28 protein-coding genes are annotated in these 25,048 nt (G+C 72.3%); 11 read left to right on the top strand and 17 right to left on the bottom strand.

Features of this window, described 5'->3' with window-relative positions:
- Window positions 1-39: 39 nt before the first annotated feature.
- The 3 genes from AB0C87_RS22280 to AB0C87_RS22270 are packed head-to-tail and all read right to left on the bottom strand — an operon-like array spanning window position 40 to window position 1,191.
- Complete coding sequence (locus AB0C87_RS22280; RefSeq protein WP_353832826.1) at window positions 40-420, bottom strand: VOC family protein; 381 nt, start codon at window positions 418-420, stop codon at window positions 40-42.
- On the bottom strand, window positions 417-770 hold the full coding sequence (locus AB0C87_RS22275) for a metalloregulator ArsR/SmtB family transcription factor (protein ID WP_345174715.1): 354 nt from the start codon (window positions 768-770) through the stop codon (window positions 417-419). Before AB0C87_RS22275 ends, AB0C87_RS22280 begins: the two co-directional genes overlap by 4 nt.
- Window positions 757-1,191: an SRPBCC domain-containing protein gene (locus AB0C87_RS22270; protein ID WP_345174717.1), complete on the bottom strand. Its 435-nt coding sequence runs from the start codon at window positions 1,189-1,191 to the stop codon at window positions 757-759. The genes AB0C87_RS22275 and AB0C87_RS22270 overlap by 14 nt, the downstream gene beginning before the upstream one ends.
- A 196-nt stretch (window positions 1,192-1,387) precedes the next feature.
- Between AB0C87_RS22270 and AB0C87_RS22265 the strand changes: the two genes are divergently transcribed.
- Window positions 1,388-2,557, top strand: coding sequence for a hypothetical protein (locus AB0C87_RS22265; RefSeq protein WP_345174719.1), 1,170 nt, complete (start codon window positions 1,388-1,390; stop codon window positions 2,555-2,557).
- Between the two features lie 189 nt (window positions 2,558-2,746).
- Here the strand turns inward: AB0C87_RS22265 and glnA are convergent, their stop codons facing one another.
- On the bottom strand, window positions 2,747-4,171 hold the full coding sequence (gene glnA / locus AB0C87_RS22260; protein ID WP_345174721.1) for a type I glutamate--ammonia ligase: 1,425 nt from the start codon (window positions 4,169-4,171) through the stop codon (window positions 2,747-2,749).
- Between the two features lie 154 nt (window positions 4,172-4,325).
- On the opposite strand from glnA, the gene AB0C87_RS22255 reads away from it, so the two are divergent.
- Complete coding sequence (locus tag AB0C87_RS22255; protein ID WP_360579288.1) at window positions 4,326-4,802, top strand: RDD family protein; 477 nt, start codon at window positions 4,326-4,328, stop codon at window positions 4,800-4,802.
- A gap of 64 nt (window positions 4,803-4,866) precedes the next feature.
- Here the strand turns inward: AB0C87_RS22255 and AB0C87_RS22250 are convergent, their stop codons facing one another.
- On the bottom strand, window positions 4,867-5,562 hold the full coding sequence (locus AB0C87_RS22250; protein ID WP_345174726.1) for a DUF4191 domain-containing protein: 696 nt from the start codon (window positions 5,560-5,562) through the stop codon (window positions 4,867-4,869).
- Window positions 5,563-5,608: 46 nt separating this feature from the next.
- Window positions 5,609-6,535 (bottom strand): lipoyl synthase, encoded by a 927-nt coding sequence (gene lipA, locus AB0C87_RS22245; protein ID WP_345174728.1) that lies wholly within the window; start codon window positions 6,533-6,535, stop codon window positions 5,609-5,611.
- 205 nt (window positions 6,536-6,740) lie between these two features.
- On the opposite strand from lipA, the gene AB0C87_RS22240 reads away from it, so the two are divergent.
- Entirely contained in the window at window positions 6,741-7,241 is a 501-nt protein-coding gene (locus AB0C87_RS22240) for a DUF1877 family protein (RefSeq protein WP_360579286.1), read from the top strand.
- On the opposite strand, the gene lipB is transcribed toward AB0C87_RS22240, so the two are convergent.
- The 8 genes from lipB to AB0C87_RS22200 all read right to left on the bottom strand — a co-directional run bounded on the left by lipB (window position 7,223) and on the right by AB0C87_RS22200 (window position 16,164).
- A complete protein-coding gene (gene lipB, locus AB0C87_RS22235) occupies window positions 7,223-7,936 on the bottom strand; it encodes a lipoyl(octanoyl) transferase LipB (RefSeq protein WP_345174733.1) in 714 nt (237 codons plus the stop codon). The genes AB0C87_RS22240 and lipB overlap by 19 nt on opposite strands.
- 37 nt (window positions 7,937-7,973) lie before the next feature.
- Window positions 7,974-8,711: a peptidase E gene (locus AB0C87_RS22230; protein WP_360579285.1), complete on the bottom strand. Its 738-nt coding sequence runs from the start codon at window positions 8,709-8,711 to the stop codon at window positions 7,974-7,976.
- 84 nt (window positions 8,712-8,795) lie between these two features.
- A complete protein-coding gene (locus tag AB0C87_RS22225; protein WP_345174737.1) occupies window positions 8,796-9,683 on the bottom strand; it encodes a TIGR01777 family oxidoreductase in 888 nt (295 codons plus the stop codon).
- A gap of 127 nt (window positions 9,684-9,810) precedes the next feature.
- A complete protein-coding gene (sucB, locus tag AB0C87_RS22220) occupies window positions 9,811-11,307 on the bottom strand; it encodes a 2-oxoglutarate dehydrogenase, E2 component, dihydrolipoamide succinyltransferase (RefSeq protein WP_360579283.1) in 1,497 nt (498 codons plus the stop codon).
- Between the two features lie 36 nt (window positions 11,308-11,343).
- A complete protein-coding gene (lpdA, locus tag AB0C87_RS22215; RefSeq protein WP_345187815.1) occupies window positions 11,344-12,735 on the bottom strand; it encodes a dihydrolipoyl dehydrogenase in 1,392 nt (463 codons plus the stop codon).
- A 151-nt stretch (window positions 12,736-12,886) separates the two neighbouring features.
- Entirely contained in the window at window positions 12,887-14,419 is a 1,533-nt protein-coding gene (locus tag AB0C87_RS22210) for a leucyl aminopeptidase (protein WP_353835905.1), read from the bottom strand.
- Window positions 14,420-14,444: 25 nt separating this feature from the next.
- On the bottom strand, window positions 14,445-15,203 hold the full coding sequence (locus tag AB0C87_RS22205; protein WP_360579281.1) for an adenosylcobinamide-GDP ribazoletransferase: 759 nt from the start codon (window positions 15,201-15,203) through the stop codon (window positions 14,445-14,447).
- Between the two features lie 16 nt (window positions 15,204-15,219).
- On the bottom strand, window positions 15,220-16,164 hold the full coding sequence (locus tag AB0C87_RS22200) for a bifunctional adenosylcobinamide kinase/adenosylcobinamide-phosphate guanylyltransferase (RefSeq protein ID WP_360579279.1): 945 nt from the start codon (window positions 16,162-16,164) through the stop codon (window positions 15,220-15,222).
- A 66-nt stretch (window positions 16,165-16,230) separates the two neighbouring features.
- Here AB0C87_RS22200 and AB0C87_RS22195 point away from each other — a divergent pair, with 66 nt between their 5' ends.
- Both AB0C87_RS22195 and AB0C87_RS22190 read left to right on the top strand, forming a co-directional pair.
- Window positions 16,231-17,112 (top strand): thioredoxin domain-containing protein, encoded by an 882-nt coding sequence (locus AB0C87_RS22195; RefSeq protein ID WP_360579277.1) that lies wholly within the window; start codon window positions 16,231-16,233, stop codon window positions 17,110-17,112.
- Between the two features lie 37 nt (window positions 17,113-17,149).
- Window positions 17,150-17,347: a hypothetical protein gene (locus AB0C87_RS22190; protein ID WP_185023425.1), complete on the top strand. Its 198-nt coding sequence runs from the start codon at window positions 17,150-17,152 to the stop codon at window positions 17,345-17,347.
- Between the two features lie 65 nt (window positions 17,348-17,412).
- Here the strand turns inward: AB0C87_RS22190 and AB0C87_RS22185 are convergent, their stop codons facing one another.
- On the bottom strand, window positions 17,413-18,414 hold the full coding sequence (locus tag AB0C87_RS22185; RefSeq protein WP_345186093.1) for an aldo/keto reductase family protein: 1,002 nt from the start codon (window positions 18,412-18,414) through the stop codon (window positions 17,413-17,415).
- Between the two features lie 106 nt (window positions 18,415-18,520).
- A complete protein-coding gene (locus AB0C87_RS22180; protein ID WP_353833723.1) occupies window positions 18,521-19,096 on the bottom strand; it encodes a DUF3043 domain-containing protein in 576 nt (191 codons plus the stop codon).
- A 133-nt stretch (window positions 19,097-19,229) separates the two neighbouring features.
- Between AB0C87_RS22180 and AB0C87_RS22175 the strand changes: the two genes are divergently transcribed.
- From AB0C87_RS22175 to AB0C87_RS22160, 4 genes are all read left to right on the top strand, one after another.
- Window positions 19,230-20,039, top strand: coding sequence for a PspA/IM30 family protein (locus AB0C87_RS22175; protein WP_345186099.1), 810 nt, complete (start codon window positions 19,230-19,232; stop codon window positions 20,037-20,039).
- On the top strand, window positions 20,036-20,314 hold the full coding sequence (locus tag AB0C87_RS22170; protein ID WP_345186102.1) for a hypothetical protein: 279 nt from the start codon (window positions 20,036-20,038) through the stop codon (window positions 20,312-20,314). The genes AB0C87_RS22175 and AB0C87_RS22170 overlap by 4 nt, the downstream gene beginning before the upstream one ends.
- 136 nt (window positions 20,315-20,450) lie before the next feature.
- Window positions 20,451-21,368, top strand: coding sequence for a zinc metalloprotease HtpX (gene htpX / locus AB0C87_RS22165; protein ID WP_345186106.1), 918 nt, complete (start codon window positions 20,451-20,453; stop codon window positions 21,366-21,368).
- A gap of 3 nt (window positions 21,369-21,371) precedes the next feature.
- On the top strand, window positions 21,372-21,941 hold the full coding sequence (locus AB0C87_RS22160) for a hypothetical protein (RefSeq protein ID WP_345186108.1): 570 nt from the start codon (window positions 21,372-21,374) through the stop codon (window positions 21,939-21,941).
- 27 nt (window positions 21,942-21,968) lie between these two features.
- Here the strand turns inward: AB0C87_RS22160 and nadA are convergent, their stop codons facing one another.
- Window positions 21,969-23,123 carry a quinolinate synthase NadA gene (gene nadA / locus AB0C87_RS22155; protein ID WP_345186111.1) on the bottom strand — a complete coding sequence of 385 codons (1,155 nt, stop codon included), beginning with the start codon at window positions 23,121-23,123 and terminating at the stop codon, window positions 21,969-21,971.
- Window positions 23,124-23,358: 235 nt separating this feature from the next.
- Between nadA and AB0C87_RS22150 the strand changes: the two genes are divergently transcribed.
- Window positions 23,359-23,721: an iron-sulfur cluster assembly accessory protein gene (locus AB0C87_RS22150; protein WP_345186114.1), complete on the top strand. Its 363-nt coding sequence runs from the start codon at window positions 23,359-23,361 to the stop codon at window positions 23,719-23,721.
- 204 nt (window positions 23,722-23,925) lie between these two features.
- Window positions 23,926-24,912, top strand: a complete 987-nt coding sequence (locus AB0C87_RS22145; protein ID WP_345186179.1) for a carbohydrate kinase family protein — start codon at window positions 23,926-23,928, stop codon at window positions 24,910-24,912.
- The last annotated feature ends 136 nt before the right edge of the window (window positions 24,913-25,048 follow it).

Genomic DNA, 25,048 nt, shown 5'->3' with positions numbered 1-25,048 from the left:
CGACTCATCGACGAACGTTGCCGGTCGGCGCGCACGAGATCACTGGTCCTCGTCGGCGAGGCGGACGATGTGCGGGATGCCGACCGGGTTGCTGATCCAGTGGGCGTCCATGCCGGCGGGGAACGGCTCAAGCTCGTCCTGGACGGCGACACCGTGCGCGGCCAGGTGCCTGGCGGCGCCGTCGACGTCATCGGTGAACAGCTCCAGCCACAGGTCGGCCCGCGCGTAGTTGTCGACGCGATCGAACCACAGCTTCACCGGGCCGAGCTGCACCGAGGCGCACTGGTCCACGACGCCTCCGCTGCTCTCGTCGGTGACCTCCATGCCCAGCACGTCGCGGTAGAAGGCGACGGTGCGGTCGAACTGTGCCTTGGGCAGCTTCATGGCGATGTTGTGGCCGCCGCGGAATGTCGGACTCATGCTTCGTTCCCCTCGTTGTGTTCGAGATGGTCGCGTAGTGCGCTCAGGCGGCCGTCCCAGTCGCGTGCCAGCGCGGCGAGGAACGACTGGGCCACGGCCACCGGCCCGGTCTGCAACCGGTAGCGGATCCGTCGCCGCTCCCCGGGCTCCGCCCGGACCAGTCCCGCATCGGCCAGCAGGTCGAGGTGCTTGGCGATCGCCTGGCGCGAGATGGGGAGCCGGGCGGCCAGGTCGGTCGCGGTCGCCGGGCCGTGCGCGGCGAGCTCGGCGAGGATGCCGCGCCGGGTCGGGTCGGCGAGCGCGCTGAAGACCGCCTGGGCGACGAGTTCGGGCTGGTCAGGGTGCGGCATCGAGGTATCCGGTCAGCTCGGCCAGCTCCATCCGCCACCCGTTGGTGTTGCTCTCGTAGGCGCCGGCCAGGTGGTCCGGCAGCTGGGCGAAGCCGCTCTCCACGACCGTCACCCGGGTGCCCGTGCCGGTCGGCTCCAACGTGAACTCCACGTAGGTGCGCCGCGGATCGTCCGCCGGCAGCCCTTCGATCGCCCACGTGAAGGCGAACCGGCGGGGCGGCTCGACGACCTGGATCCAGAGGGTGTGTTCGCCCTGGTCGTCCCACCGCACCCGGATCTCGCCACCGGGCCGCAGGTCGTCGACCTCCGCGTGGGAGCCGAACCAGCCGCCGAGCCCTTCGGCGGTGGTCAACGCCGCCCACACCCGCGCGGGCGGGTGGGCGAGTTCGAGCGTCCGCTCGATGCGATCCGGGACGGCCACGGCACCCCCTATAGCAACTGACTGGTTGCCATTGACGATATCACAACCAACTGGTTGCGATAAGTTCGCGCGCCCCAGGCGGGCTGATTGCGAAGCCACGGCGTAGCCGGACGGTTCCTAGAGCAACACCAGCCGGGTCCTCGGACCCCACAACTCAAAGGGACGTCTGACGTCCCCCAACTGTCGGGAGAAATCCGTGACGATCATGCAGCAGCCCTCGCGAGTCGAGAGCGCAACCGGCAAGACGGTCATCTTCACTGCCTGGCTCAACGGGGTCCGCCCCGAGGCGATGTCGGCCGTGGCCCTTGCCGAGGCGCGTGACTGCTTCGGCTCTGACGCCGTGCTCAACGTCGTCAGCAGCAGGATCAACCCCCCTGGCCGCACCTCCCTGATCTCCGTCGCGGCGGTCCTGAGCGCCACGTCACCGCAGGCCGACGAGCACGTCGACTGTGCGACGAAGGTCCGTCTCACCGGAAACGCCATGGGGAACATGGAGCGTGGGGCGTTGGTACGGGCGCTCGAGCTGTTCGGCCCTGACGCCGAGCTCCGTGTGGTGGCCAGCCGCGTGGAGCAGGCGCCCGAAGGCCCGGACGCGACGCACAACCCCTACCTCGGGGAGTTCGACATCGCGTCGTTCCCGCAGTCCGCTGCGGGGACGCGCAGGTGCGTGCTCACCCTCGTGGACGTGATCACGGGGAACAGCATCGGGGAGATGGAGCGCAGGGCGCGGCACGAAGGCCGTCAGTTCTTCGGTCCTGACGCCGAGCTCCGCGTCACGTTCAGGGACGTGTGCACGACGCCCGAACGCCTGGGCACCAAGGACCGCTTCTTCTCCATGTACGTGGAGGTCGAGGCGGTCCTCAGCGGACCCCCGCAGTTCGACGAGCAGCCGTGCACGACGTTCCGCGCGGGGGAGGTCTCCGGCAACAGCATGCGGCAGATGGAGCGGAGGGTGCTCCACAGGGCGCGCCAGTTCTTCGGTCCTGACGCCATGTACCGCGTGGTGTTCAGGGACGGTGTGGACGGCGTGGAGAGCACGCCGTACTACATCGAGACCACGGACCGCTTCTACGCCCGTTCGGTGGACGTCGAGGTGATCCTGGGCAGTGCCGCGCAGGCCGACGAGCCCGCAGGCGACCACGTGCTGACCCTCCACGACACGATCTGGGGGAACAGCAAGAAGCAACTGGAGCGCGAGGCGCTTCGTGAGGCGCGTCGGCGCCTCACCTGGCGACTCGGCCGTGGCGCCACGCTCCAGGTCAGGTTCAGGGACGGGTTCTTCGGGGCCACGTCCGACAGGCAGGCCTCCACGGGCCGGTACTTCGCCGCGATCGTGGACGTCTACGCATCCGGGGGTGCCGCGTAAGCGGTGTCCCACGCTGGGGTGGCCCTTTCCGGATCTTCGGGAAGGGCCACTTCTTCGTGCGCGCGGGCCGCCGCCTGAGTGCCGCCCGCCGGAAAGGCCGTCGGCCGCGCCCTCCGCGATGGGAAGGACACGGCCGACGACCCGCAGACGGCCCGGCAGAGGGAAAAACCACTCTGGCCTGCGGTGCTCTTAAATGTCGTAGTAGAGCTCGAACTCGTGGGGGTGGGGGCGCAGGCGGATGGGGTCGATCTCGAACTCGTTCTTCATCGTGACGTAGGTCTCGATGAGGTCCGGGGTGAAGACGCCGCCTTCCAGCAGGTAGTCGTGGTCGGTCTCCAGGGCGGCGAGGACCTCGGGAAGGCTGCCGGGGACCTGCGGGATGGCGCGGGCCTCCTCGGGCGGCAGCTCGTAGAGGTCCTTGTCGACCGGCTCCGGGGGCTCGATCTTGTTCTTGATACCGTCCAGGCCGGCCATCAGCATGGCGGAGAAGGCCAGGTAGGGGTTGCAGGCCGGGTCCGGCACGCGGAACTCGATGCGCTTGGCCTTCGGGTTCGAGCCGGTGATCGGGACGCGGATGCAGGCCGAGCGGTTGCGCTGGGAGTAGACCAGGTTGACCGGGGCCTCGTAGCCGGGGACGAGGCGGTGGTAGCTGTTCACCGTGGGGTTGCTGAACGCCAGCAGGGACGGCGCGTGCCTGAGGAGGCCGCCGATGTAGTAGCGGGCGTTGTCGGACAGGCCCGCGTAGCCGACCTCGTCGTAGAAGAGGGGCGAGCCGTCCTTCCAGAGGGACTGGTGGCAGTGCATGCCCGACCCGTTGTCACCGAAGATCGGCTTCGGCATGAACGTGACGGTCTTGCCCGCGGCGCGCGCGACGTTCTTCACGATGTACTTGTAGAGCATGAGGTTGTCGGCCGTCTTCAGCAGCGTGTCGAAGCGGAAGTCGATCTCGGCCTGGCCGGCGGTGCCGACCTCGTGGTGCTGCATCTCGACGTGGATGCCCGACTCCAGGAGCTGGGCCACCATCTCCGAGCGCAGGTCGGTGTAGTGGTCCATCGGCGGGACGGGGAAGTAGCCGCCCTTGTACGGGGGCTTGGCGCCGAGGTTGCCGCCGGCCTCCTCGCGGCCGGTGTTCCAGGCGCCCTCGATCGAGTCGAGGTAGTAGTAGCCGGCGTTCTGCTTCGTCTCGAAGCGGACGTCGTCGAAGATGTAGAACTCGGCCTCGGGACCGAAGTAGCAGGTGTCGGCGATGCCGGTGCCGCGCAGGTAGTCCTGGGCCTTGCGCGCGATGTTGCGCGGGTCGCGGCTGTAGGGCTCGCCCGTCAGCGGGTCGTGCACGAAGAAGTTCAGGATCAGCGTCTTGTGCTGACGGAACGGGTCCACGACGGCGGTGCTCGGGTCCGGCAGCAGGAGCATGTCGGACTCGTGGATCTCCTGGAAGCCGCGGACCGACGACCCGTCGAACATCAGCCCGTCGGTGAAGACGTTCTCGCCGAAGCTCTCGACGGGGAAGGTGAAGTGCTGCATCTTGCCCGGCAGGTCCACGAACCGGCAGTCGACGAATCGAACACCTTCGTTCCTGATGTAGCTCAGGACCTCTTCGGCGCTGCTGAACATCCAGCCTCCTCAGGGCGGTTCTCGGCTTCCCCGACGGTATGTCCGCGCCGTTTCCCGACCATGTCTCGTATGTTTCCGCTGTGTTACGGGTCACATCGGGCCTCCCCGTGGGAGCCGCGTCCGAACCTCCGGAAGGACGGGATAGCGTGGGGGCATGAGCGGTGGTAAGGCGGCCGGGCCGCGGTGGACGCAGACGTGGCTCGGCGGGGCGCGCTCGGCCGGGGTCGACCTCGGCGAGCCCGGGAAGCGGATCGGCCTGCCCGAGAGCGGCAGCGGCTCCGTCGCGCCCTACGGCCGCCGGCTCCTCGCCCTGTTCCTCGACTGGGGCCTGTCGATGCTGGTCGCGAGCCTGCTCGCGCGCTCGTTTGGGTGGGACCCCGCCGAGCGCAGCACCTGGACGCTGCTCATCTTCGGCCTGCAGGCGTGGGTGCTCACCGCGTTCCTCGGCACGACGATCGGCAAGCGGCTGTGCGGCATCAGGGTGGCCCGGCTGGACGGGCGCCCCGTCGGCCTCGGCTGGGCCCTCGCGAGGACGCTGCTGCTGCTCCTGGTCCTCCCCGCGCTGATCTGGGACCGCGACTACCGCGGCATGCACGACCGGGCGAGCAACACGGTCGTCGTCTCCAACTAGCCCGGCGCCGGCGCACCGCCGGGAACGAGAAAGCGCCCCCGAAGGGGCGCTTTTCCTTTGGGCGTCAGCGCAGTTTGGGCTTCGGGCCCTTCGGCATCTTCGCGCCCCTGGGCATCGGGCCCTTCGGCATCTGCATCGAACGGGGGAGTGCCTGGAGCCGGTCGTTCAGCTCGGCGACCTGCCCCTTGGTGAGGTTGCGGGGCAGCTTCATCAGGTGCCGCTGGAGCTTGTCGACCGGGATCTGGCCCTCGTCGTCGCCGACCTGCACGTCGTAGATCGGCACCTGCTGGGCCGCGCGGGAGATGCGCTTCTTCTCCGCGCCGAGGAGCGGGCCGACGCGGCTGCGCGGGCCCTCCGAGACGAGCACCACGCCGGCGCGCCCCACCGCGCGGTGCACCATGTCGAGGTTGCGGTTGCCGCTGACCGCCTCGGTCACCGACCAGTTGCCCCGCATGTTCTTCAGGATCGCGGCGGCGGCGCCGGGCTGACCGGCGATCACCTTGTACTGCGCGCGCTGCGCCAGCTGCCCGAAGACGATCATGCCGGTGGCGAACGCGGCGAGGACGCCCAGCGGGATGAAGAACCACAGCTGGCCGATGAGCAGCCCGATGAGGATGACGACGACCAGCGCCCCGATCGCGGAGGCGAACACGATCGGCAGGGCCTTCGGGTCGGCCTGGCGGAGCACCTGGGCGACCATGCGGATCTGCTTGAGGCGCCCTGGACTCTCCTGGGCCCCGTCCGTGGGCTTTTTCGACATGCGTCCCAGGATAGTCCGGTCGGACGGCCGTCCCGACAGCCGGTCGTCAGCCGCGCGCGGAGACGGCCTGCTTGTAGAGGCGGCCGGCGCGGTAGCTGGAGCGCACCAGCGGCCCGGACATCACGCCCGCGAAGCCGATCTCCTCGGCCTCGGCCGCCAGCTCGACGAACTCCTCGGGCTTGACCCAGCGCTCCACCGGGTGGTGGCGGGGGCTCGGCCGCAGGTACTGGGTGATCGTGATGAGCTCGCAGCCGGCCTCGTGCAGGTCGCGCAGCGCCTGCGAGACCTCCTCGCGGGTCTCGCCCATGCCGAGGATCAGGTTCGACTTGGTGACCAGGCCGTCCTCGCGCGCCCGGGTGATGACCTCCAGGGAGCGCTCGTAGCGGAACCCTGGACGGATCCGCTTGAAGATCCGCGGAACGGTCTCCACGTTGTGCGCGAGCACCTCGGGCCGGGACGAGAACACCTCGGCGAGCTGCTCGGGGACGGCGTTGAAGTCGGGGATCAGCAGCTCGACGCCGCAGCCGGGGACCGCCGCGTGGATCCGCCGGACGGTCTCGGCGTACAGCCAGGCGCCGCCGTCCTCCAGGTCGTCGCGGGCGACGCCGGTGACGGTCGCGTACTTCAGCCCCATCGTGGCGACGGACTCGGCGACGCGGCGCGGCTCGTCACGGTCCAGCGCGGCGGGCTTGCCGGTGTCGATCTGGCAGAAGTCGCAGCGCCGGGTGCACTGGTCGCCGCCGATGAGGAACGTGGCCTCGCGGTCCTCCCAGCATTCGAAGATGTTGGGGCAGCCGGCCTCCTGGCACACCGTGTGCAGGCCCTCGGACTTCACCAGGCCGGTGAGCTCGCGGTACTGCGGGCCCATCTTCATCCGGGTCTTGATCCACTCGGGCTTGCGCTCGATCGGGGTCTGGCTGTTGCGCGCCTCGACGCGCAGGAGCTTGCGTCCCTCAGGTGTCACCGTCGTCACGGGTCCCAGGGTACGTCGCGATCAGCGGTACCGGCACACCGGCGGCACGCCGGAGGGAGCAGCATCGAAGCCGTATCGGACCGATCTCGAACGTATGACGGTACTCCGCCGGTGCAGCCGATTCGCGTGTTTCGGCCATCTCCGCCAATGGATCTCTCTAGGGTGACTCCCTGTCGTCACGCAACAGCTCAGCAGGAGGACCACCGTGGGTCTGGCAATGTCGTACCTCAGGGTGCCGCCCGTGCTGGAGGGAGAGCCCGACCCCGGCCGGATCGCGCGCCACGTCTTCGGCGACGCGAACTGGCGGCGGCGCGGCTCGGCCGTGCTGTTCGAGCTCGGCTGGGCGTGGCAGGCGATGCACTACCTCGTCACCGGCGACCCGTGGGAGGGCCGCCAGCCCGAGGCCGACGTCGTGTGCGGCGGCCGGCTGCTCACCGAGGACGGCGCCGACGAGCTCGGCATGGACGTGATCTATCTCGCCCCCGAGCGGGTCAAGCCCGCCGCCGACCACCTGGCCGCGGCGCCGTTCGCCGCGATCGCGGGACGCTTCGACCCGCCCGCGATGGTCCGGGCGGGCGTCCAGGACGCCGGGCGGCTGGACGACGCGGCCCGCGAGCGGGTCTTCCAGCCCGCCTACGCGGGGCTGGGCGAGTTCTTCCGGCTCGCCGCGACCGAGGGCCAGGCCGTCTACAAGGTGATGGCCTGACCGAGGATCCCGAGCTGCGCCGTGGTGCGGTGGAACGTCTCCGCCGCGCCCAGCGCCCCGGCCAGGTGCCGTTCGACCAGCGGGACGACCTCGGCGACCGTCACCTGCCGGCCCAGCTCGCGGCTGAGGTTGGTCGACCCGACGTCGCGGATCCCGCAGGCGACGATCTTGTCGAACCAGCCCATGTCGTTGTCGCAGTTGAGCATGAAGCCGTGCATCGCGACGCCGCGCGCCACCCGGATCCCGATCGAGCCGATCTTGCGGTCGGGGGTCCCGCGGACCCACAGCCCGCTGCGCCCCTCCACCGTCTCCGTCTCCAGCCCGAGGTCGGCGCAGACGTCCATCATCATCCGCTCCAGGAGCCGCACGTAGCCGACGACGTCCACCGGGTCGGGCAGCCGGACGATCGGGTAGCCGGTGAGCTGCCCCGGACCGTGCCAGGTGATCTTCCCGCCGCGGTCGACGTCGACGACCGGGGCGCCGGGGTCGCCGAACGGCCGGTCGAGCGCCTCCGTCCGCTTGCCCGCCGTGTAGACGGGCCGGTGCTCCAGCAGCAGGACGGTGTCGGGGATCGCGTCGTCCACCCGCAGCGCGTGGGTGCGCTTCTGCAGCTCCCACCCGTCCTCGTAGGGGACGGCCGCCTCGCCGAACCCCGCGTGCACGACCACCAGCTCGCGTACGTCCACATCGCTCACACGGGCCAGCTTATGCCGTGATCGCCCGGACCGCTCCTCAGAAGGCGGCGAGCAGCCGGGGCTCCAGCCGGTACTCCTTGGCCGTGCCCGGGCCGTCAGGCTCGATCCTGTAGGCGCCCGCCTCCCGGCGGTAGGAGACGGCCTGAACGAACTCGGTGCCGACGTAGTGCAGGCCGACCGCCTCGTCGGCCGCGTACCCGCCCGGCAGGGTCCCCTCGCCGACGAGCTGCTGGAGCAGGGGCCGCCGCTGCGGGTCGCTGTCGTAGTGGACGCCGCACGAGTACGGCAGGAAGCCGAGGCCGTCGGTGAGGGGGCGCAGCTGCGGCCCGAACGAGTCGGTGTTGCCGCCGGCGTGCCAGCACAGCGCGCCCGCGCTCTGCCCGGACAGCACGACGCCCTCCTGCCACGCCTCGCGCATGATCTCGTCGAGGCCGTGCAGCCGCCACAGCGCCAGCAGGTTCGCGACGCTGCCGCCCGACACGTACAGCAGGTCCTGGGCGAGCAGGTGCGCCCGGACGTCCGCGACGTTCGGCATCGGGAACAGCGCGAGATGGCTGACCTCGGCGTCCATCGAGGAGAACGCGGCGTAGGAGCGCGCGATGTACTCGGCGCCGTCGCCGACGGCCGTCGTCAGGAAGCACACCCGGGGGCGGTCCTGGCCGGTCAGGTCGAACGCGTAGCGCAGCAGCGGGCTCGGGGCCAGGCTCTCCCGGCCGTCGGGCACGAAGGTGCCCCCGCCGATCGCGAGGATGTGCGGCTGTCCGTCGGTGCTCATGCATCCCCCTCGTAGGCCGTCCGTCTGATTGTCACCGTATGACTACCGAACGGGATCGGGCGGGACTTTGACGATTCTTGGGACTCACAGGACGGCGGCGACCGCCGCGTCGACGTCCTCGTGCGCGAACCGGAAACCGGCCTCCAGCAGCCGGCGCGGCAGGACCCGCTGGCTGACCAGCGGCCCCTCGTCGGCGAAGCCGCCGAGGGCGGCGCGCAGCGCGAACTTCGGGACCGGCAGCCGTGCCGGCCGGTGCAGGGCGCGGCCGACCGCCTTGGTGTAGGCGTCGTTGGTCACCGGGTTCGGGGCGGTGAGGTTGACCGGTCCGGCGATCTCGGTGTCGATGAGGAACCGCAGCGCCGCGACCTCGTCGGGGAGGGAGATCCAGCTCGTCCACTGCCGGCCGTCGCCGAGGTCGCCGCCGAGGCCGAACCTGAAAAGCGGGAGGGTGCGCCCGAGGACGCCGCCCTCGCGGGCCAGCACGACGCCCGTCCGCGGGTGCACGACCCGGACCCCGGCCTCGCGCGCGGGCGCGGCCGCGGCCTCCCAGTCGCGGACGACGTCGGCGAGGAAGCCCTCTCCGGCGGGGGAGTCCTCGTCGGCCTCGCGGTCGCCGGTGTCGCCGTAGTAGCCGATCGCCGACCCGCAGACGAGCACGCGGGGCCGGGGCGAGGCCGCCGCGATCGCCTCGGCGAGCGTGCGGGTGCCGACCAGGCGGCTGTCGCGGATCTTCTGCTTGTACGCCTTCGTCCACGGCCGGTCGCCGACCCCGGCGCCCGCCAGGTGCACGACGGCGTCGGCGCCCTCCAGCGACTCCTTGTCGACGCAGCCGTCGGCCGGCGACCAGCGCGCCTCGTCGGGGCGGGACGGCTCCCGGCGCACCAGCCGGACGACGTCGTGGCCGTCCTCGCGAAGCGACTGCACCAGCGCCGAGCCGATGAGGCCCGACGAGCCCGTGACGGTGACCCTCATACCCCCAGCGTAGAGGGACGGCGCCGCCGGACGCCGACACTCCCGGGCGGGTCCCGCGTTTCCCCGGACGCGCCGGACCCCGCCGGCGCTGCGGGCGCGGCGGGGTCCGGTGGACGTGCGGGAGGGGTCAGAGGCCGAGGTCGGCCTCGAAGTTGCCCTCCTCCAGGCGGTGCTTGACCGTGGCGAGGAAGCGGGCCGCGTCCGCGCCGTCGATCAGGCGGTGGTCGTAGGTCAGCGCCAGGTAGACCATCGACCGGACCGCGATGACCTCGCCCAGCTCCGGGTCGTCGATGACGGCCGGGCGCTTGACGACGGCGCCGGTGCCGAGCATGGCGACCTGCGGCTGGTTGAGGATCGGCGTGTCGAACAGGGCGCCGCGGCTGCCGGTGTTGGTCAGCGTGAACGTGCCGCCGGCCAGCTCGTCCGGGCTCACCTTGTTGGTGCGGGTGCGCTCGGCGATGTCGGCGATCCGCTGCGCGAGGCCGCCGAGGTTGAGCTGGCCCGCGTTGTGCACGACCGGGACCATCAGGCCGCGCTCGGGCACGTCGACGGCGATGGAGAGGTTCTCCACCTCGTGGTAGGTGACCTCGTTGGTCTCGCCGTTGATGACCGCGTTCAGCTTCGGGTGGGCCTTGAGGGCCTCGACCGTCGCCAGCGCGAAGAACGGCATGAACGACAGCTTGACGCCCTCGCGGGCCTGGAAGTCGGCCTTGGCCTGCTCCCGCAGCCGCGCGATCTTGGTGATGTCCACCTCGACCACGGTGGTGAGCTGCGCGGACACCTGCAGCGACTCGACCATGCGGCGGGCGATCGTCTGCCGCATCCGCGACATCTTCTCGGTCCGGCCGCGCAGCGCCATCTGCTCGGCGGGGGCGCCGGCGGGCGCCGGGGCGGCGTGCCGTCCGGCGGGCGCCGGGGCCGGGGCGGGCGCGGGCGCGGCGGGGGCGGCGGGCGCGGCCTTCTGCTGGGCGGCCTGCTGCGCGGCGCGGGCCGCCTCCAGGACGTCCTGCTTGCGGATGCGGCCGCCGACGCCGGTGCCCTTGACCGTGCCGAGGTCGACGCCGTGCTCGGCCGCGAGCTTGCGGACCATCGGCGTGACGTACGGGCCGTCGCCCGGCTCCGCCTGCTGCTGGGCGGGCTGGGCCGCCGGGGCCGGCGCGGGCGGCTGCTGCTGGGCCTGCGGCTGCGGCGCCGGGGCGGGCGCCGGGGAGGGCGGGGCCGCGGGCTGCTGCTGCGCCGGCGGCGGCCAGGCGGCGGGCGGGGGAGCCTGCTGCGCCTGGGGCTGCTGCGCCTGCTGCGGGGCCTCCTGCTGCTGCGGGGCCTCCTGCTGGGGCTCCGCCTGCTGCTCCTCGGCGGCCGGGGCGCCGCCGCCGGACGGCGCCTCGCCCTCGTCGCCGATGACGGCCAGCTCGGCGCCGACCTCGACGGTCTCGTCCTCGGCGACGGTGATGCTGGTGAGGATGCCCGAGGCGGGGGAGGGGATCTCGGTGTCGACCTTGTCGGTGGACACCTCCAGGAGCGGCTCGTCGGTCTCGACGCGCTCGCCCTCCTTCTTGAGCCAGCGGGTGACGGTGCCCTCGGTGACGCTCTCGCCGAGCTGGGGCATGGTGACGGAGACCGGCATGGTCCAGCGACTCCTTCGGAATACTTGTGCGGCTTCTCAGCCGTGCACGTGCAGTGGTTTGCCGGCGAGGGCGAGATGCGCCTCGCCGACCGCCTCGGACTGGGTCGGGTGGGGGTGGATCAGCTGGGCGACCTCGCCGGGCAGGGCCTCCCAGTTGTAGATGAGCTGCCCCTCCGCGATGAGCTCGCCGACGCGTGCGCCGACCATGTGGAGGCCGAGGACGGGGCCGTCCACGGCCGCGATCACCTTGACCTCGCCCTGCGTCCCCAGGATCTTGCTCTTGGGGTTGCCGGCGAGGTCGTAGGTGACCTCCTTGATCTCGTACCCGCGCTCACGGGCCACGGCGGACGTGATGCCGACCGAGGCCACCTCGGGGTCGGAGTAGGTGATGCGAGGGACGCCGTCGTAGTCGATCGGCGGCGGGGTGAGCCCGCTCAGCCGCTCGGCGACGAGGATGCCCTCGGCGAAGCCGACGTGGGCCAGCTGCGGCGTCGGGATCAGGTCGCCGACCGCGGAGATCGTGGGGACGCTCGTGCGGCAGTACTCGTCGACCTTGACGAACCCGCGCTCGGTCTCGACGCCGGCCTCGGCCAGGCCGATGCCGTCGGAGACCGGTCCGCGGCCCACCGCCACGAGCAGCAGCTCGGCGTCGATGGTCTTGCCGTCTTCGAGGGTGACGGAGATGCCGCCCTGCGTCGTCTTGGCGCTCTGGAACCGGGTGCCGAGCTCGAACCTGATGCCGCGCTTGCGGAAGGCGCGCTCCAGCCGCTTGGAGCTGGTCTCCTCCTCCAGCGGGAGCAGGTGCGGCAGCGCCTCGACGATCGTGACGTCGGCGCCGAAGGAGCGCCACACGCTGGCGAACTCGACGCCGATGACGCCGCCGCCGAGGATCACGACCGAGCCGGGGACGTGCTCCAGCCGCAGCGCGTGGTCGCTGGAGATGACGCGCTCGCCGTCGATCTCCAGGCCGGGCAGCGACTTCGGCGCCGACCCCGTGCCGAGGACGATGTGCCCGCCCTCGATGCGGCGGATCCCCTCGGCGGTCTCGACCTCGACCGCGGTGGGGCCGGCCAGCCGCCCGGTGCCGTGCACGACCTCGATGCCCCGGGACTTGATCAGCCCGGTGAGGCCCTTGACGGTCGTCGAGACGACCTTGTCCTTGTAGGCGTTCACCCCGGCGACGTCGATGCCCTCGAAGGTGGCCTTCACACCGAACTTCGCCGCCTCGCGGGACTGGTCCGCCACCTCGGCCGCGTGCAGCAGCGCCTTGGTGGGGATGCAGCCGCGGTTGAGGCACGTTCCGCCGAGCGACTCGTCCCGCTCGATGAGCGCGACCGACCTGCCGAGCTCGGCGGCGCGCAACGCGCACGCGTACCCGCCGCTGCCGGCACCCAGGACGACGATGTCGAAGGGGCCGTTGTTGGCCACTGGACGCTCCCTTTCCCGGTCGTGGCGCCGCGTGGATCGCGGCGTCCTGGGCGGGGCGCACCGGCAGCCGGGCCCCCACGCCACAAGAAAACCTATTCTGTTCCCCGCCCGCTCACAGCGGGCGGGACCCCCGTGGAATTCCCGTGGCCCCCTACAGGACTCCCGCGGCGACGTCCTCGGCGATCTGGACCAGTGTGCGCGCCGCGGCTCCGGTGCCGCCCTTCGGCGTGTACCCGTACGGCTCGCCCTTGTGGAAGGCGGGGCCCGCGATGTCCAGGTGGGCCCACTTGACGCCGTCCGGCACGAACTCCTTGAGGAACGTCCCGGCGACCAGCATGCCGCCCCAGCGCTCGCCGCTGATGTTGGCGATGTCGGCGACCGCCGAGTCGAGGCCCTTGCGCAGCTCCGGGGGCAGCGGCATGCCCCAGGAGGCCTCGCCCGCGCGCTCGGCCGCCGCGACCACCTTCTCGCGCACGCCGTCGTCGTTGGCCATGACGCCGAAGGTGCGGGTGCCGAGGGCGACGAGCTGCGCGCCGGTCAGGGTGGCGACGTCCACGATGAGGTCGGGGGAGTCCTCGCCGGCGCGGACGAGGGCGTCGGCCATGACGAGCCGGCCCTCGGCGTCGGTGTTGAGGACCTCCACGGTCGTGCCGCCGTAGATGCGCAGCACGTCGGACGGGCGCTGCGCGGTGCCGCTCGGCATGTTCTCGGCGAGGGCGAGGTAGCCGACGACGTTGACCGCGGGGCGCAGCTCGGCGATGGCGGCGAGCGCGCCGAGCACGGCGGCCGCGCCGCCCATGTCGGACTTCATCCAGTCCATCGCCTCGCTCGGCTTGAGGGACAGGCCGCCGGAGTCGAACGTGATGCCCTTGCCGACGAGGGCGAGCGTCCTGGACGCCTCCGGGTGGGTGTAGGCGAGCCGGACGAGCCGCGGCGGGTTCACCGATCCCTGCCCGACGCCCACGATGCCGCCGTACCCGCCCTCGACGAGGGCCTTCTCGTCCAGCACCTCGATGGCGAGGCCGGTCTCGCCGGCGACCCGCTCGGCCTCGCCGGCGAAGTCCTCGGGGGACAGGTGGGACGGCGGGGTGTTCACCAGGTCGCGGACGAGCCGGACCGACGCGGCGAGGGTGCGGGCGCGCCCGAGGGCGGCCTCCTCGGACGCGGGGGCGACCAGGCGGATCTCCTCGACCGGGCTCTTGTGGCCGTCGCCGGTGCGGAAGGCGTCGAAGGAGTAGGCGCCGAGCAGCGCGCCCAGCGCGACGGCCTCGACGCCCTCGGCGCCGGAGGCGGGGAGCGCGACCGCGACCCGGGCGGTGCCCGCGAGGGAGCGGACGGCGGCGCCGGCGGCGCGGCGCAGGTCCTCGGCGGAGGGGTCTTCGCCGAGCCCGGCGGCCACGATGACCTTGGCGGGGACGGCGCCGAGCGAGGGCAGCCTGGTCACCTCGCCGGCCTTGCCGGTGGCGCCGAGCGCGCCCAGCGCGTCCGCGAGCCTGCCGTCCATCGCGCGGTCGAGGGCTTGCGCGCCGTCGGCCGGCGCGGCGCCCGCCGCGGCGGGGGCGACGCCGATCACGATCGCGTCGACGTCGAGGCCGGCCAGGTCTGCGCTGTCAAGGCTGATGCTCGTCACGTAGCCCGATGTTAGTCCTCCCGGTGACCGGTTTCGTCCTTTTGGATCAAGCATTGCCCTCCGGGGGGCCGCCGCGCCCTCAGGGCAGCGCCGCGAGGGCGACCAGCGCGGCCGTCGCGGCGATCTCGACGAGGGCGCCGAGCACGTCGCCGGTCACCCCGCCGAGGCGGCGCACGGCGCGGCGGAGCACCGGCAGGGCGGCGGCGAGCCCGGCGGCCACCGCCGCCGCGCCGTGCAGGGCGCCGCCGAGGCCGCCCGCGGCCAGTCCCGCGGTCGTCGCGGCCGCCAGGACGGCGGCCGTGGCGGCGAGCGCCGCGCGTGCCGGCACGGTGCCCGCCACCAGGGCCCCGAGGCCGCCGGGCCGCGCCGGCGGCACGCCCGTGCGGCACGCCCACGGGAGCGCCAGCCGTCCGGTGACCGACGCGACGAGCGCGGCGAAGGCGGGGTGCGGCGCCGACGCCAGGGCGGCCACCTGGACCATCAGCGTCAGCAGCAGGGTGACGACGCCGAACGGGCCGATGTCGGACCGCTTCATGATCGCCAGTGCCTCGGCGGCGGGACGCCCGCTGCCGAGGCCGTCGGCGAGGTCGGCGAGGCCGTCCAGATGCAGGGCGCGGGTGACCGCCGCGGACGCGGCCACCGCGAGCGCCGCGGCGAGCAGGCCCGAGAGGCCGAGCGGGCCGCCCGCGAGCAGGACCAGCGCGGCGGCCCCGCCCGGGATCAGCCCGGCGGCGGGGGCGAGCAGCATCGCCGAGCGCGCGGCGTCGCGGTCGACCCGGCCCGTGCCCAGCGGGACGACGGTGAGCAGCGTCACCGCCAGCCGCAGGCCGGCGGTCATCCGGGGTCCGGGACGGTCACCGGAGCTCCATGACGCGGCCCGCGACGACCAGCGCCGCCTCCTCGGACTCGGCCGCGAGCCGCTGGTTGGCCCGGCCGAGCACGTCCCGGAACGCGCGCCCGGACGCCGTCGTCGGCACCAGCGACAGGCCGACCTCGTCGCTCACCGCGACGACCCGCGCCGCCGTGCCCCGCCAGGCCGCGACGAGGCCGTCCACGAGCGGCCCCACCCGCGCCGGCTCCTCCCAGGCGTCCGTCTCGGACATGGCGGCCGCGAGCCAGGTGCCGATGCCGTCCACCAGCACCGGGCCGGTCGCCGACGCGAGGACGCCGGCGAGCTCGGTCGTCTCCACGGTGCGCCACCACGCCGGGCGGCGCAGCCGGTGCGCGGCGACGCGTTCGGCCCACTCGGGGTCGTCGCCGCGGACGGGGCCGGTCGCGACGTAGAGGACGTCCGAGCACCCGGCCAGGCGCGCCTCCGCCTCGGTGGACTTGCCCGACCGGCTTCCGCCGAGGAGCAGCGTCCGGAACGGGCCGTGCTCCGAGCGGTTCCAGAAGGCCATGCGCCGCTCCAGCTCGGACGGCGAGGACAGGCGGTGGTCGACGTGGACGGCGACGACCCGCGTCTCCGGCGTCACGGCCCCCGTGTGGCGCAGGTATCCCAGATGGTCCGGCGATCCGGCCATGTCCAGCAGCACGGCGTCGTACACGGCGCCCGCGGACGGCTCCGGCCTGGCCCCCGGACCCGCGGCCACCAGCGCGCGCCCTCCGCCGGGCGTGCGGACCTCGTACCCGCCGGGTACGTCCGTCCGCGGCAGGTCCTCCAGCGCGACGCCGTCGACCGCGGCGGCGAACGGCTCGTGCCGGACGCCCGCCGCGCGCAGCCGGCCGCACGACGCGCACCGGCACCCCGGCGCCGGCCAGCCCTGTGCGGCGGCGACGCCGCGAAGTTCGATGTTCATCCCGCCGCGAACTCTACGGTTACCCTCGGCCGTAAGGATCACGACGCCCCCTCTGGAGGAGTCCCGGTGGGCAACCCCCCGAACGCGCCCTGGCCCCCGCGACCGGGTCAGGGCGGGCAGCAGCCGCCCTACGGCCCGCCGCCCTTCCCGCCCGGCGGCCCCGCGCCGGGCCCCGCGCCGGGATGGCCGCCGGGCCCGCCCGGCATGCCCGGAGCGCCCCCGCCGGGACGCCGCGGCGGCGGCCTGGTGATCGCGCTGGTCGGGGCAGGGCTCGTCCTGGTGCTCGCGGTGGCCGCCGTCTTCGTCTTCGTGGTCCGGGGCGGCGACGACGGGGGAGGCGACGGCGGCGGGGAGCGGCTGAGGGTCGGCAAGATCGCCGGCGGCGCCGAGGCCACGCCCCTCGCGGACGGGAGCCTCACCATGGCCCGCCCGGGCGTCACGGCCCCGGTCGTCGACATCTACGAGGACTTCGCCTGCCCGCCCTGCGGCGCCTTCGACCGCCGGCACGACCCGATGCTCAAGCAGCTGGCCGTCGAGGGCCGCGCCAAGGTCGTCTTCCATCCGATGCTGATCTTCGGTGCGGGCACGCAGCCGGCCCACGACAACTCGCTGCGGGCCGCGGCGGCGCTGCGCTGCGTCACCGACGGCGCCCACTGGCTCTCCTACCAGGACGCCCTCTACGCCCATCAGCCCGAGAACGAGAACGCCACCGGCTACCTGACCCAGGACCTGCTCTCCTACGCGGAGCCGCTGGGGCTCACCGGCGACGACTTCACGTCGTGCGTGAAGAACCAGCGCCACGCCGCCGGCGTGAAGACCGTCAGCCAGGGCTACATATCGTCCGGTATCCAGGGGACGCCCAGCGTGCGGGTCAACGGGCGGACGCTCGCCCAGTCCGACACCGAGAGCCCGGACGCGCTGCGCCGCGCCATTGAGGCCGCCGCCTGACCGGCTAGTCTCACCGCGACGAGGGAGGTCGAGGGCGATGGCGTGGAGCTGGCGGCTGGAGAAGGCCGACGGGCGGACGATCGGCATGTCGGAGGAGACCTTCTCCACCCAGGCGGACGCGGAGAGCTGGCTGGGGGAGAACTGGCGGGGGCTGCGCACCGAGGAGGTCGACAAGGTGACCCTCCTGGACGGCGACACGATCGTGTACGGGATGAGCCTGCACGACCCGGAGTGACCGGCCGGGAAGGGAGAGGGCCGCGAAGCGTCGCGCTCCGCGGCCCCCGGTGATGCCCGCCGGGCTCAGGGGCGCCTGCGCGGGCTGACGGTCTTGGCCGGGTCGCGGATGACGGTGTCGCCGAGGATCTCGTCGATCCGCTTCATCACGTCGGCGTCCAGCTTCACCCCGGCCGCCCGCACGTTCTCGGCGACCTGCTCGGGGCGGGACGCGCCCACGATCGCCGCCGAGACGTTCGGGTTCTGCAGGGTCCAGGCGATCGCGAGCTGCGCCATCGACAGGCCGAGGTCGTCCGCGACCGGCCGCAGGTTCTGCACGCGGGTCAGCAGGTCGTCGTCCAGGTAGCGCTTGATCATGTCGGCGCCGCCCTTGTCGTCGGTGGCGCGCGACCCCTCCGGAAGGGGCTGCCCCGGCTTGTACTTGCCGGTCAGGACGCCCTGCGCGATCGGCGACCAGACGATCTGGCCGACGCCCTCGCGCTCGCAGAGCGGGACGACCTCCTCCTCGATGACCCGCCACAGCATCGAGTACTGCGGCTGGCTGGAGACGATCCGGTCGAAGCCCATCTCGTCGGCGATCTTCAGGGCGCGCTCGATCTCCTCGGCCCGCCACTCCGACACCCCGACATAGAGGACCTTGCCCTGCCGGACGAGGTCGTCGAAGGCCCGGAGGGTCTCCTCCAGCGGGGTCTCGTAGTCGAACCGGTGGGCCTGGTACAGGTCCACGTAGTCGGTCCCGAGGCGGCGCAGGGAGCCGTGGATCGACTCGAAGACGTGCTTGCGGGAGAGGCCACGGTCGTTCACCCCGGGACCCGTCGGCCAGTAGACCTTGGTGAAGATCTCCAGCCCCTCGCGGCGCTGCCCCTTCAGCGCCCGCCCGAGCACCTCCTCGGCGCGCGTGCCGGCGTAGACGTCGGCGGTGTCGAACGTGGTCACGCCCTCGTCGAGGGCGGCCCGCACGCAGGCGCGCGCCGCGTCCTCCTCGACCTGAGAGCCGTGGGTGAGCCAGTTGCCGTACGCGATCTCGCTGATCTTCAGACCGCTCCGGCCCAGGTTTCGGAACTCCATGGCCCCGACCCTAGCCCCGCCCCGCGCGTGCGGCGCGTGGCGGACGCCTCCGCCGGGCGCGGTCCCGGAGCCGGCCCTCAGGCCCCGGCCTCGCCCGTACCCGCGCTCAGACCTTGTCCTTCTCGCCGAGGCGCACCCGCGGGTTCGGGATCCGCAGCCGGCGGATCTGCATCGCGCGCATCGCGGCGTACATGCCGACGCCCTTGGCGTCCTCGCCGGGGTAGCGCTCGGCGGCGAGCCGCTTGATGCCGCGGCTCAGCAGGAAGCCCTCCGCGAACACCACCACGAGCAGCAGCGGCGGCGCGAACAGGACCAGCAGCCGGGCCGCCGGGATCGGCAGGAGGCTGAGCAGCACGATCGCGAACATCGCGTACATCAGGTAGGAGCCGACCGTGCGGCGCGAGTCGACGTAGTCGCGGGCCAGCCGGCGCACGGGGCCCCGGTCGCGCTTGAGCAGATGCTTCTCGTCGCCCTTGGCCATGCCCTCGCGCGCCTTGGCGCGGTCGACGGCCTGCCGCTCCCGCACCTTCTTGTAGGCCTCCTTGCGGGTCGCCGGAGCCGTGATCGGCTGCCGGCGGCGCTTCTCGGCCTCGCTGCGCTTGGGCGTGGGACGGCCCTTGCCGCCGGGCTTTACTACCTGAGGAGGATCCGGCGGGGCCTCCGGGGTACGACGCTTGAACACAGGGATCAGCCTACCGGCTGCGAACATCGTGGCTGCCTCGCGCGTTAACGCGTAGGGTGATAAGAACCCCAGCAGTGGTCATTGAGCCCAGTTCACGACTGAGGCGACAGCACGAAGGGACCGGCGCCGCGCGATGAGCGTGATGAAGCGAATGTCGATGATCTTCAAGTCCAAGGCGAACAAGGCCCTGGACCGGATGGAAGACCCTCGGGAGACCCTCGATTACTCCTACCAGCGCCAGCTGGAGATGCTGCAGAAGGTCCGTCGCGGGGTCGCCGACGTCGCCACCTCGCGCAAGCGTCTCGAACTGCAGATCAACCAGCTCGAGCAGCAGCAGAGCAAGCTGACCGACCAGGGCAAGAAGGCGCTGCAGGTGGGCCGCGAGGACCTCGCCCGCGAGGCGCTGACCCGCCGCTCCGGCCTGGAGAGCCAGCTCAACGACCTGCGCGGGCAGTACCAGCAGCTGCAGGGCGAGGAGGAGAAGCTCACGCTCGCCTCCCAGCGGCTGCAGGCCAAGGTCGACTCCTTCCGCACCCGCAAGGAGACGATCAAGGCGACCTACACGGCCGCCGAGGCGCAGACCAAGATCAACGAGGCGTTCTCCGGCATCTCCGAGGAGATGGGCGACGTCGGCCTGGCGATCCAGCGCGCCGAGGAGAAGACCGACACGATGAAGGCCCGCGCCGGCGCGATCGACGAGCTGCTGGCCTCCGGCGCCCTGGAGGACTTCTCCGGTCCCAAGGACGACATCCAGGCCGAGCTCGACCGGATGGGCTCCGGCCCCGGCGTCGACCTGGAGCTGGAGCGCCTCAAGGCCGAACTCGGCCAGGGCCCCGCGCCCAAGGAGCTGAACCAGGGCTCGCCGACCGCCCAGCCGCAGCACCAGCAGCAGGACACCCCCCAGCAGGCCCCGTGGCCGCAGAACCCCGGGGGTGCCCAGTGATCGTTCGTCTGATGGGCGAGGGCCAGCTCGACGTGGCCGAGGGCGACCTGTCCTCGCTCAACTCCCTCGACGCCGAGCTGGAGGCGGCGATCGAGTCGGGCGACGAGACCGCGTTCCGCGCCGCGCTGCACGCCCTGCTGGACAACGTCCGCAAGGTGGGCAGGCCGCTTCCGCCCGACAGCCTGGAGCCGTCCGAGCTGATCCTGCCCCCGGCGGACGCGCACATCGACGAGGTGCGCTCCATGCTGGGCGACGAGGGGCTCATCCCGGACTGACCGGCTGCGGGCTCGGGCCGTCCTCCGGGACGACCCCGGCCGCGCGGGCCCGGGCCGCGTTATGGACATCCGGGCACAAAACCCGCGCCTTGGACGTTCGTCCAAGTGAAGAGCAGTAAGGACTGGGGGTGGCCGGATGGCCAGAACGCGTTACGCCTCCGACCGGGGGCTGACATCGCGGATGCTCGTGACGATGTTCCTGCTGGGGCTGGTGTACGTCGTCTTCGTGGGGGCATTTTTCGTCTTCGTGCCGAACTGGGCCGGCGTCGCGCTGGTCGTCGCGGTGCTGTTCCTCCTCGCCCAGTACTTCTTCTCCGACCGCATGACGCTGTTCGCCATGCACGGCCGGGTGGTCTCCCCCCAGGAGGCGCCCGAGCTGCACGGCGTGATCGACCGCATCTGCGCGATGTCGGACGCCCCGAAGCCGCGGGTCGCGATCGCCGACACCGACGTGCCGAACGCGTTCGCCACCGGCCGCAACCAGAAGAAGGCCGTGGTCTGCGTGACCACCGGCCTGCTGCGCCGGCTCGACCCGGTCGAGCTGGAGGGCGTTCTCGCGCACGAGATGGCGCACGTCGCGCACAAGGACGTCGCGGTCATGACGATCGCCTCGTTCCTCGGCATCCTCGCCGGCCTGATCACCCGGTTCGGGCTCCAGTGGGGGCTGTGGGGCGGGTTCGGGCGCCGCAGCAACGACCAGAACACCGGGCTGATCCTGCTGGCGGTCGTCGCGGCCAGCGCGCTCGCCTACGCGGTCAGCTTCCTGCTCACCCGGGCCCTGTCGCGCTACCGCGAGCTGTCGGCCGACCGCGCCGCCGCGCTGCTGACCGGGCGCCCCTCCGCCCTGGCCAGCGCGCTGACGAAGGTCAGCGGCGAGATCGCGCGGATCCCGACCAGCGACCTGCGCTCCTCGCAGGCGTTCAACGCCTTCTTCTTCACCCCGGCGCTCGGCAGGGGGGTCAGCGTCTCCGCGCTGTTCTCCACCCACCCGTCGCTGGACCGGCGGCTCGCGCAGCTGTCGAAGATCTCCGAGCAGCTCAGCAGGGGAGTGTGATCCGTGGGGTTCCTGGACACCCTGCTCGGCCGGTCCAAGCCGGCCAAACCCGACCTCGACCAGATCTTCGGGCTGTCGACCGCGGCCGTCACCCTGGAGGCGGCGACGGGCTTCACCCCGACCGGGCTCGGATCCGTGTGCTTCCGCGCGGCCGAGGGCGGCGCGTTCGCGCGCCTCCAGGCCGACGTCCAGGAGCTGCTGGACGCCGACGAGGGCCCCAAGGTCCAGATCAGCACCGACGGCTACGGCTACACGTGGCTGCTCGCCGAGCAGCGCCCCGACCAGCTGCCCGATCTCGTCACGGACCTGCACGCGGTGAACGCGACGCTGGAGGCGGGCGGGTTCGGCCCGCACCTGCTGTGCTCCCTGGTCGGCTTCAAGGGCCCCGACGGCCGCCGGCTCGCACTCGTCTACCTCTACAAGCGCGGGACGTTCTACCCCTTCGCGCCGCTCCCCGGAGACAAGCGCGACAACGCGCTCGAACTCCAGGTGCGCGGCGCGATCGGCGCGGACCTGCGGTTCGAGCAGGACCTCGGCCGGTGGTTCCCCGTCTGGGGCGCCCCCGGCCTGTGATCCCGTCCGGCGGCCGGCCGCGCCCGGTCAGGGCAGGGCGAGCATCTGGTCGAGGGCGGCGCGGGCGTGGTGCGCGGTCTCCTCGTCCACCTCGATGACGTTCTCGACCTTCCCCGCGACCAGCGACTCCAGCGACAGCACCAGGTGCGGCAGGTCGATCCGGTTCATCGTCGAGCAGTAGCAGACGGTCTTGTCGAGGAACATCACGTTCTTGTCCGGGTGGGCGTTCGCCAGCCTCCGCACGAGGTTCAGCTCCGTCCCCACGGCCCAGGACGAGCCGGGCTCGGCGGCCTCGATCGCCTTGATGATGTACTCGGTCGAGCCGATCTGGTCGGCGGCCGTGACGACCTCGTGCCGGCACTCGGGGTGCACGAGGACGTTGACCCCCGGCACCCGCGCGCGGACGTCGTCCACCGACTCCTTGGTGAACCGGCCGTGCACCGAGCAGTGGCCCCTCCACAGGATCATCCTGGCGTCCCGCAGCCGCCGGTGCGTGAGGCCGCCCTCGCGGCGGTGCGGGCTGTAGACGACGCAGTCGTCCAGGGAGAAGCCCATCTCCAGGACGGCGGTGTTGCGGCCGAGGTGCTGGTCGGGCAGGAACAGGACCTTCTTGCCCTTGCCGTAGGCCCAGTCGAGGGCGCGCTTGGCGTTGGACGAGGTGCACACCACCCCGCCGTGCCGCCCGACGAACCCCTTGATGTCGGCGGAGGAGTTCATGTAGGTCACGGGGACGACGTCGTCGGCGATCCCGGCGTCCTCCAGGACCTCCCAGCACTCCTCGACCTGGTCGAAGGTCGCCATGTCGGCCATCGAGCAGCCCGCGCCGAGGTCGGGCAGGATCACCCGCTGGTGGGCGGCGGTCAGGATGTCGGCCGACTCGGCCATGAAGTGGACGCCGCAGAACACGATGTAGGGCGCCTCGGGGCGGGCCGCGGCCCGCTGGGCCAGCTTGAACGAGTCGCCGGTCACGTCCGCGAACTGGATGACCTCGTCGCGCTGGTAGTGGTGTCCGAGCACGAACACGCGGTCGCCGAGCGCCGCCTTGGCGGCGCGGGCCCGCTCGACGAGGGCGGGGTCGGACGCCGCCGGCAGCTCGCCGGGGCAGTCCACGCCGCGTTCGCTCGCGGGGTCGGCGCCGCTGCCGAGCAGCAGCAGCGGTAGGTCGCGCACTGGGGTGGTCACGGCGGTCTCCCTTCGCGACGGGACTTATCGTCGCTTTGACGACTAATGATGGCATATGCGGCGGGGGGTTGGCGGTGTGACGTAGACCGCACCCGTCCGGGGCGTTAAAGACGGCCGAGAAGCGGAATGGCCATGTGGCGAGGTACGTTGTCCTACGGGAAGAGGCACAGACGTCTTCGAGGACAAGCGACAGTCCGCCGCTAGCGCGGCGCAGCGAGACCCGGGAGCTGAACACATGACGGTTTCAGGCGAGACCACGCAGGAGACCACGCAGCAGGGCGTCGTCCTCACCGACGCCGCCGCCGAGAAGGCCAGGGGCCTGCTTGAGCAGGAGGGCCGCGATGACCTTGCGCTGCGTGTCGCCGTGCAGCCGGGCGGCTGCTCCGGTCTGATCTACCAGCTCTTCTTCGACGAGCGCGAGATGGACGGCGACCAGATCCAGGACTTCGGCGGCCTGTCGGTGCGCGTCGACCGGATGAGCGCGCCCTACCTCACGGGCGCCACGATCGACTTCGTCGACTCGATCGAGAAGCAGGGCTTCACGATCGACAACCCGAACGCGTCGGGTTCCTGCGCCTGCGGCGACTCCTTCAACTGACGCGCGCCGAGCGCGCGGCGGTCGAGCGTCGAGCACAGGAGGGGCGGTCCGGACCCGTGGTCGGGGCCGCCCCTCGATGCTGCCCTGCGGGCGTCCCGCGGCGAACTGTCGTGCGGCGGTGATGTGTGGTGCGATGGTGGGTAGCCTGACGGGTTCGAACAGCCGGTGAAACAGCCGGACGACCACGACGAGGAGAGCGACGCCGTGCGCATCGCCGTGACCGGTTCCATTGCGACCGACCATCTGATGACCTTCCCCGGAAGGTTCACCGACCAGCTCCTGCCCGACCAGCTCCACCGGGTCTCGCTGTCCTTCCTGGTGGACGAGCTGGAGATCCGCCGCGGCGGCATCGCCGCCAACATCTGCTTCGGCATGGGCAGTCTCGGCAAGGAGTCCATCCTCGTCGGCTCCGTCGGTGACGACTTCGCCGACTACCGCTCCTGGCTCGAACGGCACACGGTCGACACCGCCTCGGTGCACGTGTCCGAGATCCACCACACGGCGCGGTTCCTGTGCACCACCGACCAGGACCAGAACCAGATCGCCACGTTCTACGCCGGCGCGATGAGCGAGGCCCGCTCCATCGAGCTGCGGCCCGTGGCCGACCGCGTCGGCGGCCTCGACCTCGTCGTGGTGAGCCCGAACGACCCGGAGGCGATGCTGCGGCACACCGACGAGTGCCGCGACCGCGGCATCCCGTTCGCCGCCGACCCCTCCCAGCAGCTCGCCCGGATGGACGGCGCCGACGTCCGCCGCCTCATCGACGGCGCCGCCTACCTGTTCAGCAACGAGTACGAGAAGGCCCTGGCGGAGGAGAAGACGGGCTGGTCGGGGGAGGAGATCCTCTCCCGCGTCGGCGTCCGCGTCACCACCCTCGGCGCCAAGGGCGTCGTCATCGACCGCGAGGGCGAGGAGGGCGTCCACGTCCCCTGCGTCCAAGTCGACTCCGTCGTCGACCCGACCGGCGTCGGCGACGCGTTCCGCGCCGGCTTCCTCTCGGCGACCGCCTGGGACCTGCCGCTCGAACGCGCCGCCCAGGTCGGCAACGCCATCGCCGCGCACGCCCTCGAAGCCGCCGGCCCGCAGGAGTACACCCTCGGGCGCCGGGCGTTCCTCGACCGCTTCGCGGCCGCCTACGGCGCCGACGCCGCGGCCGACATCGAGCCGCACGTCGTCTGCCCGACCCCGTAGCCGCGCCCCTGACACGGGCACATCGGAAGGCCGCGCCGTTCCGGCGCCGGCGTCCGCGGGTACGCGGCCGTGGGCGCCCCGAGGAGGTGCGGGGGGTGTGGAAGCCACACCCGCCCTGCCGCAGGGTGTCCGCGCC

It is taken from the genome of Actinomadura sp. NPDC048021, assembly GCF_040653135.1.
Lineage (GTDB): Bacteria > Actinomycetota > Actinomycetes > Streptosporangiales > Streptosporangiaceae > Spirillospora > Spirillospora verrucosospora.
Note: the sequence above shows the minus strand (reverse complement) of the source record. Positions and strands in the feature narration are given on the sequence as shown.

What these genes read in the sequence shown, in the direction of transcription:
- AB0C87_RS22150 (WP_345186114.1), top strand. Translation starts at nt 23,359, where the DNA reads ATGACGGTTTCAGGCGAGACCACGCAGGAGACCACGCAGCAGGGCGTC.
- AB0C87_RS22275 (WP_345174715.1), bottom strand. Translation starts at nt 770, where the DNA reads ATGCCGCACCCTGACCAGCCCGAACTCGTCGCCCAGGCGGTCTTCAGC.
- AB0C87_RS22250 (WP_345174726.1), bottom strand. Translation starts at nt 5,562, where the DNA reads ATGTCGAAAAAGCCCACGGACGGGGCCCAGGAGAGTCCAGGGCGCCTC.
- AB0C87_RS22200 (WP_360579279.1), bottom strand. Translation starts at nt 16,164, where the DNA reads ATGAACATCGAACTTCGCGGCGTCGCCGCCGCACAGGGCTGGCCGGCG.
- sucB (WP_360579283.1), bottom strand. Translation starts at nt 11,307, where the DNA reads ATGCCGGTCTCCGTCACCATGCCCCAGCTCGGCGAGAGCGTCACCGAG.
- AB0C87_RS22225 (WP_345174737.1), bottom strand. Translation starts at nt 9,683, where the DNA reads ATGAGGGTCACCGTCACGGGCTCGTCGGGCCTCATCGGCTCGGCGCTG.
- AB0C87_RS22230 (WP_360579285.1), bottom strand. Translation starts at nt 8,711, where the DNA reads ATGAGCACCGACGGACAGCCGCACATCCTCGCGATCGGCGGGGGCACC.
- AB0C87_RS22210 (WP_353835905.1), bottom strand. Translation starts at nt 14,419, where the DNA reads ATGCTTGATCCAAAAGGACGAAACCGGTCACCGGGAGGACTAACATCG.
- AB0C87_RS22255 (WP_360579288.1), top strand. Translation starts at nt 4,326, where the DNA reads ATGAGCGGTGGTAAGGCGGCCGGGCCGCGGTGGACGCAGACGTGGCTC.
- htpX (WP_345186106.1), top strand. Translation starts at nt 20,451, where the DNA reads ATGGCCAGAACGCGTTACGCCTCCGACCGGGGGCTGACATCGCGGATG.
- glnA (WP_345174721.1), bottom strand. Translation starts at nt 4,171, where the DNA reads ATGTTCAGCAGCGCCGAAGAGGTCCTGAGCTACATCAGGAACGAAGGT.
- AB0C87_RS22190 (WP_185023425.1), top strand. Translation starts at nt 17,150, where the DNA reads ATGGCGTGGAGCTGGCGGCTGGAGAAGGCCGACGGGCGGACGATCGGC.
- AB0C87_RS22205 (WP_360579281.1), bottom strand. Translation starts at nt 15,203, where the DNA reads ATGACCGCCGGCCTGCGGCTGGCGGTGACGCTGCTCACCGTCGTCCCG.
- AB0C87_RS22175 (WP_345186099.1), top strand. Translation starts at nt 19,230, where the DNA reads ATGAGCGTGATGAAGCGAATGTCGATGATCTTCAAGTCCAAGGCGAAC.
- AB0C87_RS22280 (WP_353832826.1), bottom strand. Translation starts at nt 420, where the DNA reads ATGAGTCCGACATTCCGCGGCGGCCACAACATCGCCATGAAGCTGCCC.
- AB0C87_RS22185 (WP_345186093.1), bottom strand. Translation starts at nt 18,414, where the DNA reads ATGGAGTTCCGAAACCTGGGCCGGAGCGGTCTGAAGATCAGCGAGATC.